The organism is Streptomyces sp. NPDC002513 (assembly GCF_053595355.1).
In genome coordinates this window covers 1-14,873 of the sequence record NZ_JBSFXK010000019.1, presented here as the reverse complement: position 1 = coordinate 14,873, position 14,873 = coordinate 1, and the positions used below count along the sequence as shown (strand labels likewise).

Here is a 14,873-nt window from a genome sequence, read left to right as displayed (position 1 = left end):
CATCGTTCACCGAACTGTACTGCGAGGCGGCCATGACAGCACTCTTCGCCCTGGCCACCAGCCTTCTGTGGGGGCTGGCCGACTTCGGCGGGGGCCTGCTGACCCGGCGGATGCCCGCACTGACCGTGGTGGTCGTCTCGCAGACCGTCGCGGCGTCCGTGCTCGGCGCCGTCGTGGTGGTCACCGGCGCCTGGAGCGAGGCGGGACCCCGGCTGTGGTTCGCGTTCGCCGCGGGTCTGGTCGGCCCGATCGCCCTGCTCTCCTTCTACAAGGCGCTCGCTCTCGGCCCCATGGGCGTCGTCTCCCCGCTCGCCACCCTGAGCGTGGCGGTCCCCGTCGGCGTGGCGCTCGTGCTCGGCGAGCGCCCCGGACTGTTCCAGGCCGCCGGGATCGCCGTCGCCGTCACCGGTGTGGCGCTCGCGGGCGGCCCGCAGCTACGGGGTGCCCCGGTACAACGGCAGGCGATCCTGCTGACCCTCGTCGCGGCGCTGGGGTTCGGCACGGTGTTCGCGCTGATCGCCCAGGCGTCGACGACGGTGACCGGGCTGTTCCTGGCGCTGTTCGTACAGCGCGTCACCAATGTCGTCGTGGGCGGTGCCGCCCTGGGAGCGGCGAAGCGGCGCGGCGCCCAGGCGCTCCCGCAGGGTGACTTCCCGTGGCGTTCCCTGCCCGCGCTCGCCTTCGTCGGTCTCGCCGACGTCGCCGCCAACGGCACGTACGCGCTCGCGGCCCAGCACGGCCCGGTCACAGTGGCCGCCGTCCTCGCCTCGCTCTACCCGGTGGTGACGGCGCTCGCCGCGCGCGGCTTCCTCAGGGAACGGCTGCGCGCGGTGCAGGCCGCGGGAGCGGGCCTCGCGCTCGTCGGTACGCTGCTGCTGGCCACCGGCTGACATCAGGACCCGCCGGCCACCGGCTGACCTCGGCAACCGGCGACCCGATCCGCGAGCCTGATGGTCGTCGGCACTCCACGACCGGATCCGCGAGCCGGATGGCCGTCGGCACTCCTCGACCGAATCCGCGAGTCTGACAGTCGTCGGCACTCGGCGGCCGGACAGGCGAGCCAAGCCGTCACCCCTCGGCGGCCGGCCCCACGTCCCGGACCCTCAGGACTCGGCCTCCAGCTCCGCGAGCCGGGCGACGTCCGCCTCGTCCAGCTCGGACAGGGCCAGCAGCTGATCCGGCGTGACCCCGTCCGGTACCGGCACCGGGGCCGGTGTTCTGAGCGGCGGCTGCCAGCCGTCCTCGGGTGTCCAGCGCCGTACGACCCGGGCCGGCGCCCCGGCCACCACCGCGTGGTCCGGCACGGCTCCCCGCACCACCGCCCCGGCCGCCACCACCACGTTCCGCCCGATCCGCGCACCCGGCAGGATCACCGCGCCGGTCCCGATCCAGCAGCCGGGGCCGATCTCCACCGGTTCCATCCGCGGCCACTGCTTGCCGATGGGCTCGTGCGGGTCGTCGTACGAGTGGTTGGTGGAGGTCACATAGACGTACGGGCCGAAGTAGCAGTCGCTGCCGATCGTGACCGAGGTGTCGGCGATGACATGGCTGCCCCGGCCGAGAACGACCCCGTCGCCGATGCGCAGGATCGGGTCGGAGCCGAGGTCGAGGCCGGGCATCAGTCCGGCCGTCAGGGTGACCTGTTCGCCGACGATGCAGTGGGCGCCGACGCGGATCCACGGCTCACCGAAAACCGTGCCCAGCGGAAAGGCCAGCCTGGTACCCGTTCCCATCGCGCCGAAGCGGAAGCGCCCGGGGTGCTCCGCGGTCACGGAACCCGCGCGCTGCACCCAGGCCCAGCCCGCGTGGACGGCGCGCTGCGCCAAGCCGCGACGCCATGACGAGAACGTGTTCTTGCTCGTGAGCACCCGCTCACGTTACTCAGCACCGGGTACGCCCATGAGCCCGTACCGCTGTGATCTTCGCCCCACCGATGGCGTACGGTGCCGGGGGACCGACCACGAGGAGACGGCAATGACGCACAAGGCGCTGATCACGGGCATCGGCGGCAGGGACCCCGAGGTGGACGGGGAGGCGTTCGTGTCACCCACGTCCGTGGTGATCGGGGGCGTCACACTGCACGCGGGCGTGAGCGTCTGGTACGGCGCGGTGCTGCGTGGCGACGTCGAGCGGATCACCGTCGGCGCGCGCAGCAACGTCCAGGACAACTGCACGCTGCACGCCGACCCGGGCTTCCCGGTCACCGTCGGCGAGCGGGTGTCCATCGGGCACAACGCCGTGGTGCACGGCGCGACCGTCGAGGACGACTGCCTGATCGGCATGGGCGCCACGGTCCTCAACGGCGCGGTGATCGGCGCGGGCTCCCTGGTCGCGGCCCAGGCCCTGGTGCCGCAGGGCATGCGAGTGCCCCCGGGCTCCCTGGTGGCCGGTGTGCCCGCCAAGGTGAAGCGGGAACTGACCGCTGAGGAGCGCGAGGGCATCACGCTGAACGGCACGATGTACGCGGAGCTGGCGAAGGCCCACCGCGACGCACACCGGCAGGACTGAGTGTTCCTGTAGTACTACGCGCGGTCGGCGGCCGGGACGGTCTCCGGCTCGGCCGCCTCCCGCTGCGCCGCGGTCTTCCTGGCCTTGCGCCTGACCAGCAGCATCGACACGAGTCCGATGAGGACCGCGGCCACCAGCCCCAGCCACGAGAACTTCTTGAGCCACGCCTCGGCGACGATACCGACGTAGTAGATGACCGCGGTGGTACCGCCCGCCCAGATCACACCGCCCAGGAGATTGGCGGTCAGGAACTTCCAGTAGGGCATCCGCAGCACACCGGCCAGCGGCCCGGCGAAGATCCGCAGCAGGGCGACGAAGCGGCCGAAGAAGACGGCCCACATGCCCCACTTCTCGAAGGACCGCTCGGCCGTCGCGACATGGCCCTCGCTGAAGTGCCGGGGGAACTTCTTCCCGAGCCAGGCCAGCAGCGGCCGTCCGCCCTTGCGCCCGATCGCGTAGCCGATGGAGTCGCCGACGATCGCACCGATGCTGGCGCAGGCCCCGAGGACCACCGGATCGATGCCGCTGTGCTGGGAGGAGAGCAGCGCCGCCGACACCAGGACGATCTCGCCCGGCAGCGGGATGCCGAGGCTCTCCACCCCGATGACGAGGGCCACCACGGCGTAGACGGCGGCCGGGGGTACCGTGTCGAGCCATTCCTGGACGTGCAAAGCCATGCCCTCCCGGATTCGCGTCCGCTTCCCCTTGCGGGCTCGCCCCCTTGGACGGACCCCCTGAAAGCCTACACAGCGGGCGAGCCCGGCGAGGACGGCGTTCAGCCGCGGTGCCGGCAGGCGGAGAGGGGGCGTCGCGAGGGGGCGTACGCCACGCCCTGGGACACCCTGACCGGAGCGGCCCGGAACGCGGAATCGATTCTGTTCGCTCTCCCCGCGTCCAGGCAGTTGATCGGCCGACGGGCCCACTGCCATACTCCGCTTCCGACCCCGTCGACACCCTGGACAGGGCCGTCGCCACCTCCCGGAGAAGCCGGGAACGGAGCATCGCACACCCCCCACGCATGCCGCACGAAAACCCGGTTTCGACCCCCCGAAGTCCTCGACGGACCATTCCTCCGGGAAAGACCTGACGACGGCTCGCTCCTCCCTCCGCTCCCCTTCTCCTCACTCCCCTTTCTCTTCACCTCCCTTCGAAACCGACCGGCCCGGGCACCGCCCACCGGGAGCGCGGCACACGGCAGCAAAGAAGGTGCATCATGAACGGATATCCGCCGCAGCGCGCCGGCCGCTCCCCTTCTCCGTCCGCTCCGCCCTCCACTGCTCCCGCCACGGCAGCGGATTCCGCGAGCCCCTCGCCGCTGCGCGACCATCCTGAATTCCCGCCCCTGCGCCGGGCGTTCCGCACCGTGGGCGCCAGGGCGGCGGCCCTCACCGTCGGCGGATTTCTGCTGTACGTCCTGCTGTCGAGCTTCGCTCCCGGCCTGATGAACCAGCCGCTGGCAGGCCATCTCACTCTCGGCCTCGCGCTCGGCCTCGCTCAGTTCGGCCTCATGGCGCTCACGGTGTGGCGCTACACCGCGCACATGAGCAGGCGCGTCGACCCGGCGGTGCGCCGCCTGCGCTCCGCACGGGACCGCACGCGACCAGGGGGCCGGCCGCGCCCCGCGCAGCAGAGGTGGCCGCGCACGTGGTGACCGTCTCCGCGAGTGTCGCGAACCGGTTCAGCCTGCAACTGACCTTCGTCCTCTTCCTGTCCGTCGTCGTGGTCACTCTCTTCACCGCGCTGCTGACCGCCCCCCAGCGGGACGAGATCGGCGAGTTCTACCTCGGCAACCGGAACATGTCGCCGCTGCGCAACGGCCTGGCGATGTGCGGCGACTCCGTGTCGGCGGCGACCCTGCTGGGCGGCACGGGCCTCGTCGCCCTCACCGGCTACGACGGCCTGCTGTATCTGGCCGGAACCACGGTCGCGTGGCTGGCGGTGCTGCTCGTCATCGCCGAACCCCTGCACAACGCGGGCCGGTTCACCCTCGGCGACACCCTGGCGCTGCGGCTGCCCCGTCTCCAGCGGCCGGTACGCCTCGCCCTCACCGTGTGCACCCTGATCGTCACCACGCTGTATCTCGTCGCCCAACTGGTCGGCGGGGTGGCTCTGCTGACCCAGTTCATCAGCGAGCCGAACCAGGCCACGCGCACCCTGTGCGTGGTCGCCATCGGCACCATCGTGGTGGTGTACGCGGCGCTCGGCGGGATGCCCGGCGCGACCTTCATCCAGGTCGTCAAGGCCGTGATACTGGTGTCCGGAATCGCGGTCACGGCGGTGATCGTGCTGGCCCACTTCCACTGGAACGTGGCCGCGCTCCTGTCGGCCGCCGAGCAGGGCAGCGATCTCGGGCACCGCTTCCTCGAGCCGGGGCTGCGCTACGGCGACGGCATCACCAGCAAGCTCGACTTCTTCAGTCTCGAACTGGCCATCGTGCTCGGTCTCGCCGCGCTCCCCCACGTGGTGATGCGGCTCCTGGCCCCGCGCACCAACCGCGTGCTGCGTACCTCCACCGTGTGGGCCATGGGGCTGGTCGGGTTCGTCTGTCTCGCGGCGGGCGTCATCGGTCTGGGCGCGACGGCCGTCCTGGGCCGCGAGGCGATCGTACAGACCGACCCCACGGGCGACGCGGCCGTCCTGCTGCTCGCCCAGTCCCTCGGCGGTGGCGTGCTGACCGCACTGATCTCCTGCCTGGCCTTTGTGACCCTGCTCGCGGTCGCGGCCGGACTCACCCTCGCCGCGGCCTCCTCGCTCGCCCACGACCTCTATGGCGAGGTCCTCCGCAAGGGCAGGGCGACCCAGGCGGAAGAGCTGGGCGTGGCGCGCCTGTGCGCCGCCGTCATCGGGGCCCTGGCCATGCTGCTCGCCCTGCAGCCGTGGGAGATCAGCACGGCGAACCTGGCGTTCCTCGCCCTCGCCATCGCCGCGTCGGCCATACTGCCCGCGCTTGTGTACGGCCTGTTCTGGCGCCGGTTCACCGCGTGGGGTGCCCTGCTCAGCCTGTACGGCGGCCTGATCTGCTCCGTGCTCCTCGTGGTGTGCTCCCCGGTGGTCTCCTCCCAGCCCACCTCGGTGTACCCCCACGCCGACTTCGCCTGGTTCCCGCTGCAGAACCCGGGCATCGTCTCCATCCCGGCGGGCTTCCTCCTCGGCTGGCTCGGGAGCCTTCTGAGCAACCGTCAGGAAGATGCTTCCTACGACGAGTTCGAGGTCCGTACGCTGGTCGGTTCAGGCCGGAACGGGGCGCCGTGACCGCTCCCCCCGGCGCCGGATCCGCTCACCGCCCTGCCGGTGAGCCCCTGTGAGCAGACCGGCCCGCAGGGCCCGGCCGCCGGCATCGTCCGATAGGCCCCGGGAACGGCGTCCCAGCCCCATCGGCACGAGGGCTTCGAGATCATCTACGTCTTCAGCGGCCAGCTGGAAACCGACGCCGGTGCGCACCCCGCCGGGGGCCTGCTGGTCATGGAACCTGGATCGATCCACGTGCCGCACTCCTTACAAGGCGCGGTGATGCTCGTGGTCTGGGAGCAGCCGGTTACCACGCTCTGATCGGCACAGCAAGCCCGGTTCACGGTTTGTGAACCGTGTTGCCGCCTGCCGGTGGCGGGTTGTGCCACCGGCAGGCGGCCACGATCCTCACGTAAGTAGTTGGAACGCTTACTCGCTGACTGGCCGGCGCGAGCGGATCGCGCGGCAGCGGCATCACCGACACCTCGGGTGCGGACCACCGCACCACCCCTGACTTGCTGTATCGACGCAGCGACGCGGTCCACGCACCGGACGGAGGAGCACACTCGTGTCTGTACCACTCACCAGCACGCACGTGCCCGCAGGCGGAGGGCGCATGAAGACCGGGACACGCCGGTTCGGCGCCCGCCACCGCTGGGTCATCCTCGGCATCGGCATCGCCTCCCAGGCCGCCTTCTCGGCCGCCTTCCAGGGAATCCCGACCACCTCGACCGTGATGCGCACCGCCTACCACCTGACCAACGGCACCCTGGGTATCGTCCTGTCGGCCATCTCCCTGGGCATCGCGATCTCGGAGGTGCCCTGGGGAATATGGACCGACAGGTTCGGCGAGCGCCGCATCCTGCTCGCCGGACTGCTCTCCACTGGCCTGTTGCTGGCCCTCATGGCCAGCGCGGTCGTTCCCACCGGCGGCGCCGTGCCGGCTGTGGGCCTGCTCGGCGCGGGGCTGCTCCTGGTGGGCATGCTCGGCGGATCGGTCAACGGCTCGTCCGGACGTGCGGTCATGGCATGGTTCAAGGACGGCCAGCGTGGGCTGGCCATGAGCCTGCGGCAGACGGCAATCCCCGCCGGTGGAGCCATCGGCTCCGCCCTGCTTCCCTGGCTTGCCGTCGGATTCGGCTTCCGCGCTGTTTACGGTGTCCTCGCCTTGTTCTGCTTCGCCGCGGCTGCGGCGACCTACCGGTGGATGCACTCCCCGGAGGAGGAGTCCTCGGTCGACGGCACAGGGGCCGCAGCGTCAGCGCTGCGGACCTCGCCCCTGAAGGACGGCAAGATGTGGCGCCTGGCGCTCGCCTCGGGCTTGCTGACGATCCCGCAGTTCGCCATCCTCACCTTCGTCGGCGTCTTCCTCCACGACGCACATCACGCCTCGCTCGCCGTCGGGGCCACCGCCATCGTCATCGTTCAGATTGGCGGGGCCGCCGCCCGTGTTGCCTCGGGCCGTTGGACCGACAAGCACGCCGGCACCCGTCGGCCGTACGTGCGCGCAGTGGGCGTGAGTGCCACCGTGGCCCTGGCAGCGGCGGCCGTCCTGAGCCACGCCCCCACCCCTGCCGTCGTCGCCGCGCTGATCGTCTCCGGCATCCTCGCCAACGCCTGGCACGGCGTCGCCTACACCGAGATCGCTCATATGGCCGGGGCGGCCCGGGCGGGCACCGCCCTCGACCTGGAGAACACCACAGTCTTCGCAGCGGGATTCATTGCCCCGCTTATGGTGCCCCTGCTAGCCGGGGTCTCCTGGCCGCTGGTCTGGGTGACCTGTGCCGCTGCCACACTGCTGGCCGTGCCGCTGGCACCCGGGAGGGAGTGACGCATCCATGTACGCCAGCACGGAACTGCGTTTCGACACCGGCCGGGTCTGCCTGGACCTGCTCGCCACCGTGGGCGCCCGCCTGTCGCCGAGGCCGGTGGAGCGCCTGGACAGCGACGAGCGCCTGGCCGAATGGCTGCACCGCTCGGGACTCGTCCCCGATGACGAGCCGCTGACTGTCGGGCCGGACTGGCGGGCCGGGTTCACGGCACTACGCGGCCGTCTGCACCGGATCGTGCACACCGCGTTGCACGGCGAAGAGCCTGCCGAGGCCGACATCGCCCAGTTGAACCTCACCGCCGCGGCGGGCCAGCCGACGCTGCGGCTGGTCCGGGGCGAGCGGGGTCGGGTGAGCCGCCGACTGGCTCACCCGCCCCGCCTCGACCAGTTGCTGGCCGCAGTGGCCGACGACGCCATCCGCCTGCTCAGCTTGCCGGAGCGCCAGCACCTGCGGGTCTGCCAAGGCCCCACTTGCGACATGGTGTACCTCGACACCTCCCGAGGTCACCGCCGTCGCTGGTGCTCCGCCGCGGCATGCGGCAACCGCCACTACGTCGCCGCGCACCGCGCCCGGAAGGCCGACAGGGCATGACGCACGCTCATGCGGTGTGGTCAGGTGTGGACAGCCGCAGCCTTTGCAGGTGGAGTGCCACATCTGCCGGACACTTCCGAAGGTTCCACACCACCTCGGTGATCACCTTGGCGCCGGTGTACAGCGGAAGTTCCTTCAGGTGTCCGCTGGACAACCACGGCCTGACCGCCACCAGCGGCAGCAGGCCGACGCCCAGGCCAGCGAGAGCAGCCGACTTCACGCCTTCCAGATTGCCGACCTGGAGCACCTCTGCGTCGGGCAGCTGGCGCAGGATCTCTCGCTCCGTCAGATTGCGGTACACGCACTCCGGGCCGGTGACCAGTACCCGCTTCGGCGAGGCGGCCGCCTCGTACGTGCCCACCACTACCGTCTCCTCCTCCCACAAGCCCTGCCGGGCGAGGAGCTGGGAGTCGGACACCCCGCGGTCGTCCTCGGTCCACACCCCGTTGACGAGGACGACCTCTGGCCGGCCGCCGAGGACCTGCTGCCGCAGCTCGGTGGCCGGACCCGTCTCGACCTCGACCTTCAGATCGGGGATGAAACGGGACAGCATGCGCAAGAAGATTGGCAGCCTATACGCGCAGACGGAGTCGGTGGCGCCGAGGCGGAGCGGGGCCTTGTGGCCGCCCTCCGCCTCGATGACGGCGACCCGGGCCCGTTCCATGCTGTCGAGGACGTTCTCCGCGTGCTCCAGCAGGGCCACACCCGACATGGTCAGCGGATGGCCCGGGGAGCGGCGGTCGAACAGCTTGGCACCCAGTGAGCGTTCGAGGTTTTGAATATGGCCCGTCACGGTGGAGCGCGCATAGCCAAGCCGCTCGGCGGCACCGCTCATGCTGCCCTCCCGGGCTGCCACGGCGAACGTCTCCAACCAGCGTATCTCCATGTTCCCCCCAAGGTCAGCGTGGCTCGGGCGTCACCCAAATGCAGCCTCCAAAACGGCACACGCCTGCGGCCGCATTCAAGACCAACCGACCGACCGCCACAACGATGAAAAGAGATGGAGGAAGATTTCTCGCCATACGCATCGCCATCAACGGATTCGGCCGCATCGGACGCACCGTCGCCCGGGCCGCGATCCAGCGTCGCGGCGTCGCGGCGTCGAGATCGTGGCCGTCAACGACCTCGCCGACGCCTCCACGGCGTCCGACAGGTGCTCAGGCATCAGCGGCCCGACGGCGGACACGGTGCTGGCGACCGGAACCCACGTCTACCTCGCTCCTGCACGTCACCCGTTGAGCCGCAAGGTCCACACGACCGTCATCTCACCCGTGACGGCCCCGTCCTCGCGCTGTAGGGCGATGCCGACCGGAAACTCCGGCCGCCCACCCGCATCCAGCTCGGCGATGATCTCGGCGGCCGGACGGCGCAAGGTCGCCGTGGCCGTCACCGGCCCCATGGCCAGTTTCTTGTAGTCGATCTCGGCCCGCACGGCGAGCGGCACCGCACGGGAGAGCTGATCGCCGAAGGCCTTGAGCACAATGGCACCGCTGGCGGACTCGGCCAGGGTGAACATGGCACCGGCATGGGGGCCGCCGATGTGATTGTGGAAGTCCGGTTGGTCCGGCAGCCGAAGCACGGCGCGTTCCGGGGTGACCTCGACGAACTCCAGGTTCAGGGTCCGCACCATCGGAACAGCGGCGGCCAGCATGTCGCCCATCGAGGCGCTCTCAACTGTCATGAGCGAGATGTTACCCATGAGTAGCCCTCCCGGCCAGGGTCGCACGACGATCACCGCGGGATGACCGCCCGGGCGGGTCGAGAAGCGCCTGCCCCGCGCGCCACGGCCGTCACCGCGTCCTGGTGGTTTCGTCCCGGCCCGCTCAGCCGATGGTGAAGGTCCCGTCGGGCGGTTCGGGTGACGGGACGGCGTCCTCGTCGTGGACCGGCTCGGCGGCGCCCATGAACTCCCGGAGGACGGGGCCCTGTTCGACCCGGGCCGGAAACGCGTCGGCGGCCGTGCGGCGGGCGAGGGCGGCCGTGTCCAGGGGCCGGTGGGCGGCGACGAGCACGGCGTTCCCGAAGCGGCGGCCGCGCAGCACACCCGGCTCGGCGATCAACGCCAGCTCCTCGAACACCACCGCGAGCGTGGCGAGTTGGGAGCGGAGGAAGGCGAAGGGCGCGGCGTCCGCGAGGTTCACGAGATAGACGCCGTCCGGGCGCAGCACACGCTCGGCGGCGTGGGCGTAGGCCACGGTGGTCAGATGGGCGGGCACCCGGGAGCCGCCGAAGACGTCCGCGATCACGATGTCCGCGGAGTCCGGCGGGGCGGCTTCCAGCCAGGCGCGCGCGTCGGCCGGGTGCAGCGTGACGTCGGCACCGTCGGGCAGGGGCAGGTGCTCCACGACGAGGTCCAGCAGGCCCCGGTCGGCCTCGACCACGTCCTGCCGTGACCCCGGCCGGGTCGCGGCGACGTACCGCGGCAGGGTGAGCGCGCCTCCGCCGAGGTGCAGCACGTCCAGGGGACGGCCCGGCTCCGCCAGCGTGTCCAGGGCATGACCGAGCCGTCGCGCGTACTCGAACTCCAGATGCGTCGGCGCGTCGAGATCCACGTACGACTGCGGAGCCCCGTCGACCGTGAGCAGCCAGGCCCGGTCACGGTCCACGTCGGGCATCAGCTTGGCGGTCCCGTGGTCCACGGCACGCGTCACGGGTATCGACTCAGTCACGGCTCCATTGTGCCGGGCCGCCGCAGGAGGGCCGTACGGCGCATTTCACCGGCCGGCGCGAGGGCGGCCCCACCCGTCCGGCCGGGCCTCGGATCCGCCGAACGCGGCCGGCGCCCCACCGCCGGACCGGCCGAACCCTCCGGACACGTCCGACCGCCCGACCCCCACCCCAACCCGCCGGACACGGCGGAGGCGGCGAAGACGGCCGCCCGGGACCGGCCGCCGACCCTGATGCTTCCGGGTCGGCGGCCGTCAGCCGTGCGTTCGGCTCAGCCCACCGTCGTCACCGTGCCCGCGCCGACGGTCCGGCCGCCCTCGCGGATCGCGAAGCCGAGGCCGGGCTCCAGCGGGACCTCGCGGCCCAGTTCCACCGTCATGGTGACCGTGTCGCCGGGCCGGGCGACCGCCGTCTCGCCGAGGTCGACGTCGCCGACGACGTCCGCGGTGCGGAGGTAGAACTGCGGCCGGTATCCGGTGGACACCGCAGTCGTACGGCCGCCCTCGCGGGCCGACAGCACATACACCCGCGCCGAGAAGCGGCGGCTCGGCACGACGCTGCCGGGCGCCGCGACGATGTGCCCGCGCCGGACCGCGTCGCGCGGCACTCCGCGCAGCAGCAGCGCCACGTTGTCCCCGGCCTGCGCCTCCTCCATGGGCTTGCCGAAGGTCTCCAGACCGGTGACCACGGTCTCCACCTCGGCGCCGAGCACCTCGACCCGGTCGCCGACCCGCACCGTGCCGCGCTCGACCGCGCCTGTGACGACCGTGCCACGCCCGGTGATGGTGAGCACGTTCTCCACGGGCAGCAGGAACGACGCGTCGAGGTACCGCTCGGGCATGGGCACGTAGGTGTCCACCGCGTCGAGCAGCGCGTCGATCGCCGCGGTCCAACGGGGGTCGCCCTCCAGGGCCTTGAGCCCGGAGACGCGGACCACCGGGACGGAGTCGCCCGGATAGCCCTGCGCGCTCAGCAGCTCGCGGACCTCCAGCTCGACGAGGTCGGTCAGTTCCTCGTCGCCCGCGTCGGCCTTGTTGAGGGCTACGACGATGTGGTCGACGCCCACCTGCCGGGCCAGCAGCACATGTTCGGCGGTCTGCGGCATGATCCCGTCGAGCGCCGAGACGACGAGGATCGCCCCGTCGAGCTGGGCGGCCCCGGTGACCATGTTCTTGACGTACGTGGTTCACGCACCCTGTCATACTCGCACCAAGGGGCAACGAGGGGTGGGAACATGGAGGAGATCGACCTCTATCTGAGGAAGAGCAAAATCGTACGGGAGGGCGTGGAGGCCCTCACCTTCGAGACACAGGAGGCCAGGGGGCGGGAGTGGGCAAGTCGTCACGCCTACCGTGTCCGAAAGGTCTGGAAAGACAACCTCAGCGCGTGGACTGACGCGAAACGGCCTGACTTCGAGAAGGCGCTATCAGCGCTTCGACGTAAAGAGGTCCCTGCGCTGTGGTGCTATGCCGTCGACCGATTCGACCGTAAGGGCGCGTTCTCGGTACTCCAGCTACTCGATTCCGGCGTACGCATCATCTTCGACTACGAACGGCTAGACAGCGCGGATCCGCGCGACCGTGAGCGGATCGTCAGTGACGCGGAGCGCGCGAAGGCAGCGTCGGACCTCCTGTCGCACCGTGTGCGCGACACGAAGAGGGTGCAGCGGCGAAAGGGCGTCTGGCTTGGCGCCGCCCCATTCGGCCTGCGTAAGGACAAACACGGGAAGCTGCACCACGGCAAAGAATGGTCGACTGTCGTTCACATCCTTACCGACGTCGCGGACGGGTTTGCGCCCCGGGTCGTCGCTCGACGGTTGACCGACGACCGGAAGCCCTCACCGAAGGGCGGGCCGTGGAACGCGTCGACCGTTCGTCGCATCGTCTACAACCCGGTATACGAAGGCTGGCAAGTGGTCGCCCTGTCTCGGGATTACACATGGCCCGTCGCCTACCGCAACGAAGCGGGGGAACGTGTCCGCGTGTTTGCTGACGGCGTCGAGCCAGCACCCGCGGACCTAGCGGCGAAGGCTCGCAGAGTTCACGCCGGTCACCAGCGTGGCTCGCTGGGACCTCGCGTCGGCAAGGCATCGCATCTGCTGACTGATCTCCTCCGGTGCGCAGGCTGCGGCTCGAAGATGCCGACGAGCGGACGCTCCTACGTATGCAATGGCCATGCGATGGGCAAGCCCTGTCCCGCCCCGGCATCGGCCATGCGTGCACGCATTGAGGATTACGTCTACCGCGAGTGGGTTGGGACGGTCAGCGCGGCCGACGTCGACGCGGGCGACCCTCTGATGATCGCTGTGGCGGAACGGTGGACCGCCCTCGTTGCCCCGGAGGAGACTGAGGAGACACAAGAGGCGTTGGGGGCCGTCAAGGCGGCGGAGGCGGCCGTCGAACGCCTCGCCAACGACCGCGCCAAAGGGCTCTATGACGGCGCCATGGGGAAGCACTTCCCCCGCCTCGTCGCGGAGGCGGAGGAGACACTCAGGGAGACGCAGGAGCGCGCGGACGCGCTGAGCGGGCGACGCATCGATCTGACCATGTTCGACGATGCTGGCATGCTCGAAGAGGCGTGGGAGGCGGCCGACTTGCCGACACAGAGGGACTTGCTCCGCGTCGCCATCGAGAAGATCACCGTCACGCAAGCGGCTCGACGAGGCGCCCCGTTCGACGGCGACGCCCGGTGTGACATCGAGTGGGCGACTCCCGCAGAGGAGTGACGCCAGAATGACGCCAGAGAGCCCCCTCACCACGCCGGGAGGGGGCTCTCGTCACTCTGCGGGCAACTGGCTCCATGGCCCCGCAGGCGGACGGGGAGGGAGTTCGTCGGTGCGCCCCAAGTACCAATCCACGTACGTCCGTACTGCTGCTGATCGGTCCGTCGAAGCGCTCTTGGTGGCAGCGTCGAAGGCGGTCCATTTCTCGTCGCTGATCCCGCGGATGCCGCGGAGCTTCTGACTGTGCATGTTGGCCATGACCTCAGTCTGCCAGGGTGGTTGACCACCCGGCAAGGCTGTGTCACTATCGAGGTGGTTAACCACCCTGGACAAGGTTAAACGGGGCCCGGAGCGACTTTCCCGAGACGCCGGGCCCCACCTCCCGAAGGAGCCACCATGCTCGCACAGCCCGCCGTTCTCGTCGTCGGCAACACATCTTCCCCCGTCGACCTGGAAGACCTCACCGCCCTTGCCTTCGACGTCGCCGACCGCCTCCAGGTCCCTGCGAAGGTGGCCGTCGGCCGCGACTACGACGTCACGGACTTCGACGGTGTCGTGTTGGCGGACAACTGGCTCGACAGCGTCGACAGCGTCGTCCTGGGTGTCGAGGCACAAGGGGCAGACATGTTCTGCATCGACACGCGAACGCTGTACTCCTTCGAGCCCACCACGACGTGCGGTCACTGCTTCGAGATGGACCCGAGTGCGGCCCCTGTCCTTGTCGGCGACACCTGGACCGTGTCCGTGTGCGCTCCCTGCGTTGCTGAGGCCGCGCGGGTGGCCGCACTGACGGCCCCTGGCGTCCTCCCCGTCGCCCTGGAGGTGGCGGTATGAGCGAGGCGCGTGATCTCCGCGACCTGCTGAGCGCCGCTCTGGAGGCATTGACGGTGCCAGAGGGTGCCGACGCGGACCGTCGCGTCGTCGACAGGGCCATCTGGGCTCGGGTGACCATCAAGGGCGCGTTGCAAGAGCCGCCCGAGGATCTTGCGTGGAACGCCGCCTACCTCCGCAGGAAGCTGGATGAGGAAGAGGCGAGAACAAAGTAACAGTCAGTGACGGATAGCCCGCCCCGGGACTCCCGGGAGCGGGCTTCCGCGCGTTCGTGGGTGCCTCGTCGACGTCAGCCAACGCCCGCCCCTCCGCACGGTAAGGTCACGGAGAGTGTGCGGAGCCACCAGAAGTGTCACTCTGCGTCTACGATGGGGTCTCTCTGAGTGCCAAAGTGTCAACACGGCCGCCGAGGCGTGGTCGCTGACCAGGTTGACACTCACGCCTATCTGGCAGTTGCCGCGCTTGCCCAAGGCGCCGCAGTACATCCGGGCCAC

15 protein-coding genes and 3 pseudogenes are annotated in these 14,873 nt (G+C 70.4%); 10 read left to right on the top strand and 8 right to left on the bottom strand.

Annotation, left to right across the window (positions count from 1 at the left end):
* The first annotated feature begins 32 nt into the window (after positions 1–32).
* Positions 33–890, top strand: a complete 858-nt coding sequence (locus ACWD5Q_RS15375) for an EamA family transporter (RefSeq protein WP_451427477.1) — start codon at positions 33–35, stop codon at positions 888–890.
* 213 nt (positions 891–1,103) lie between these two features.
* Here the strand turns inward: ACWD5Q_RS15375 and ACWD5Q_RS15370 are convergent, their stop codons facing one another.
* Complete coding sequence (locus tag ACWD5Q_RS15370) at positions 1,104–1,868, bottom strand: acyltransferase (protein WP_451427476.1); 765 nt, start codon at positions 1,866–1,868, stop codon at positions 1,104–1,106.
* A gap of 106 nt (positions 1,869–1,974) precedes the next feature.
* Between ACWD5Q_RS15370 and ACWD5Q_RS15365 the strand changes: the two genes are divergently transcribed.
* Positions 1,975–2,508 carry a gamma carbonic anhydrase family protein gene (locus ACWD5Q_RS15365; RefSeq protein WP_451427475.1) on the top strand — a complete coding sequence of 178 codons (534 nt, stop codon included), beginning with the start codon at positions 1,975–1,977 and terminating at the stop codon, positions 2,506–2,508.
* 14 nt (positions 2,509–2,522) lie between these two features.
* Here the strand turns inward: ACWD5Q_RS15365 and ACWD5Q_RS15360 are convergent, their stop codons facing one another.
* Complete coding sequence (locus ACWD5Q_RS15360) at positions 2,523–3,179, bottom strand: DedA family protein (RefSeq protein ID WP_451427567.1); 657 nt, start codon at positions 3,177–3,179, stop codon at positions 2,523–2,525.
* 542 nt (positions 3,180–3,721) lie between these two features.
* Here ACWD5Q_RS15360 and ACWD5Q_RS15355 point away from each other — a divergent pair.
* From ACWD5Q_RS15355 to ACWD5Q_RS15335, 5 genes and pseudogenes are all read left to right on the top strand, one after another.
* On the top strand, positions 3,722–4,159 hold the full coding sequence (locus tag ACWD5Q_RS15355; RefSeq protein ID WP_451427474.1) for a DUF485 domain-containing protein: 438 nt from the start codon (positions 3,722–3,724) through the stop codon (positions 4,157–4,159).
* On the top strand, positions 4,153–5,760 hold the full coding sequence (locus tag ACWD5Q_RS15350) for a solute symporter family protein (RefSeq protein WP_451427473.1): 1,608 nt from the start codon (positions 4,153–4,155) through the stop codon (positions 5,758–5,760). Before ACWD5Q_RS15355 ends, ACWD5Q_RS15350 begins: the two co-directional genes overlap by 7 nt.
* Before the next feature lie 108 nt (positions 5,761–5,868).
* A pseudogene (locus tag ACWD5Q_RS15345) lies at positions 5,869–6,057 on the top strand (cupin domain-containing protein); the annotation flags it as partial.
* 295 nt (positions 6,058–6,352) lie between these two features.
* Positions 6,353–7,567: an MFS transporter gene (locus ACWD5Q_RS15340; protein WP_451427472.1), complete on the top strand. Its 1,215-nt coding sequence runs from the start codon at positions 6,353–6,355 to the stop codon at positions 7,565–7,567.
* 7 nt (positions 7,568–7,574) lie between these two features.
* A complete protein-coding gene (locus ACWD5Q_RS15335; RefSeq protein ID WP_451427471.1) occupies positions 7,575–8,159 on the top strand; it encodes a CGNR zinc finger domain-containing protein in 585 nt (194 codons plus the stop codon).
* Between the two features lie 7 nt (positions 8,160–8,166).
* Here the strand turns inward: ACWD5Q_RS15335 and ACWD5Q_RS15330 are convergent, their stop codons facing one another.
* The 4 genes and pseudogenes from ACWD5Q_RS15330 to ACWD5Q_RS15315 all read right to left on the bottom strand — a co-directional run.
* Positions 8,167–9,045, bottom strand: a complete 879-nt coding sequence (locus ACWD5Q_RS15330) for a LysR family transcriptional regulator (RefSeq protein ID WP_451427470.1) — start codon at positions 9,043–9,045, stop codon at positions 8,167–8,169.
* A 342-nt stretch (positions 9,046–9,387) separates the two neighbouring features.
* On the bottom strand, positions 9,388–9,819 hold the full coding sequence (locus ACWD5Q_RS15325) for a DUF4442 domain-containing protein (protein ID WP_451427469.1): 432 nt from the start codon (positions 9,817–9,819) through the stop codon (positions 9,388–9,390).
* A 163-nt stretch (positions 9,820–9,982) separates the two neighbouring features.
* On the bottom strand, positions 9,983–10,828 hold the full coding sequence (locus ACWD5Q_RS15320; protein WP_451427468.1) for a spermidine synthase: 846 nt from the start codon (positions 10,826–10,828) through the stop codon (positions 9,983–9,985).
* 269 nt (positions 10,829–11,097) lie between these two features.
* Positions 11,098–12,006 (bottom strand): annotated as a pseudogene (locus ACWD5Q_RS15315) (elongation factor Tu); the annotation flags it as partial.
* A gap of 54 nt (positions 12,007–12,060) precedes the next feature.
* On the opposite strand from ACWD5Q_RS15315, the gene ACWD5Q_RS15310 reads away from it, so the two are divergent.
* Entirely contained in the window at positions 12,061–13,551 is a 1,491-nt protein-coding gene (locus ACWD5Q_RS15310; protein WP_451427467.1) for a recombinase family protein, read from the top strand.
* 51 nt (positions 13,552–13,602) lie between these two features.
* Here the strand turns inward: ACWD5Q_RS15310 and ACWD5Q_RS15305 are convergent, their stop codons facing one another.
* The gene (locus tag ACWD5Q_RS15305) at positions 13,603–13,806 is read right to left on the bottom strand and encodes a hypothetical protein (RefSeq protein WP_451427466.1); all 204 of its coding nucleotides are present in this window, start codon (positions 13,804–13,806) and stop codon (positions 13,603–13,605) included.
* A gap of 138 nt (positions 13,807–13,944) precedes the next feature.
* On the opposite strand from ACWD5Q_RS15305, the gene ACWD5Q_RS15300 reads away from it, so the two are divergent.
* Together ACWD5Q_RS15300 and ACWD5Q_RS15295 are read left to right on the top strand one after the other, a co-directional pair.
* Positions 13,945–14,382, top strand: coding sequence for a hypothetical protein (locus tag ACWD5Q_RS15300; protein WP_451427465.1), 438 nt, complete (start codon positions 13,945–13,947; stop codon positions 14,380–14,382).
* Positions 14,379–14,594 carry a hypothetical protein gene (locus tag ACWD5Q_RS15295; protein WP_451427464.1) on the top strand — a complete coding sequence of 72 codons (216 nt, stop codon included), beginning with the start codon at positions 14,379–14,381 and terminating at the stop codon, positions 14,592–14,594. The genes ACWD5Q_RS15300 and ACWD5Q_RS15295 overlap by 4 nt, the downstream gene beginning before the upstream one ends.
* 186 nt (positions 14,595–14,780) lie before the next feature.
* Here the strand turns inward: ACWD5Q_RS15295 and ACWD5Q_RS15290 are convergent.
* A pseudogene (locus ACWD5Q_RS15290) lies at positions 14,781–14,873 on the bottom strand (transposase); the annotation flags it as partial.

Excerpts from the sequence above, each read along its gene's own strand:
- ACWD5Q_RS15375 (WP_451427477.1), top strand. The coding sequence starts at position 33 with ATGACAGCACTCTTCGCCCTGGCCACCAGCCTTCTGTGGGGGCTGGCC.
- ACWD5Q_RS15295 (WP_451427464.1), top strand. The coding sequence starts at position 14,379 with ATGAGCGAGGCGCGTGATCTCCGCGACCTGCTGAGCGCCGCTCTGGAG.
- ACWD5Q_RS15340 (WP_451427472.1), top strand. The coding sequence starts at position 6,353 with ATGAAGACCGGGACACGCCGGTTCGGCGCCCGCCACCGCTGGGTCATC.
- ACWD5Q_RS15305 (WP_451427466.1), bottom strand. The coding sequence starts at position 13,806 with ATGGCCAACATGCACAGTCAGAAGCTCCGCGGCATCCGCGGGATCAGC.
- ACWD5Q_RS15310 (WP_451427467.1), top strand. The coding sequence starts at position 12,061 with ATGGAGGAGATCGACCTCTATCTGAGGAAGAGCAAAATCGTACGGGAG.
- ACWD5Q_RS15355 (WP_451427474.1), top strand. The coding sequence starts at position 3,722 with ATGAACGGATATCCGCCGCAGCGCGCCGGCCGCTCCCCTTCTCCGTCC.
- ACWD5Q_RS15330 (WP_451427470.1), bottom strand. The coding sequence starts at position 9,045 with ATGGAGATACGCTGGTTGGAGACGTTCGCCGTGGCAGCCCGGGAGGGC.
- ACWD5Q_RS15325 (WP_451427469.1), bottom strand. The coding sequence starts at position 9,819 with ATGGGCGACATGCTGGCCGCCGCTGTTCCGATGGTGCGGACCCTGAAC.
- ACWD5Q_RS15335 (WP_451427471.1), top strand. The coding sequence starts at position 7,575 with ATGTACGCCAGCACGGAACTGCGTTTCGACACCGGCCGGGTCTGCCTG.
- ACWD5Q_RS15365 (WP_451427475.1), top strand. The coding sequence starts at position 1,975 with ATGACGCACAAGGCGCTGATCACGGGCATCGGCGGCAGGGACCCCGAG.
- ACWD5Q_RS15300 (WP_451427465.1), top strand. The coding sequence starts at position 13,945 with ATGCTCGCACAGCCCGCCGTTCTCGTCGTCGGCAACACATCTTCCCCC.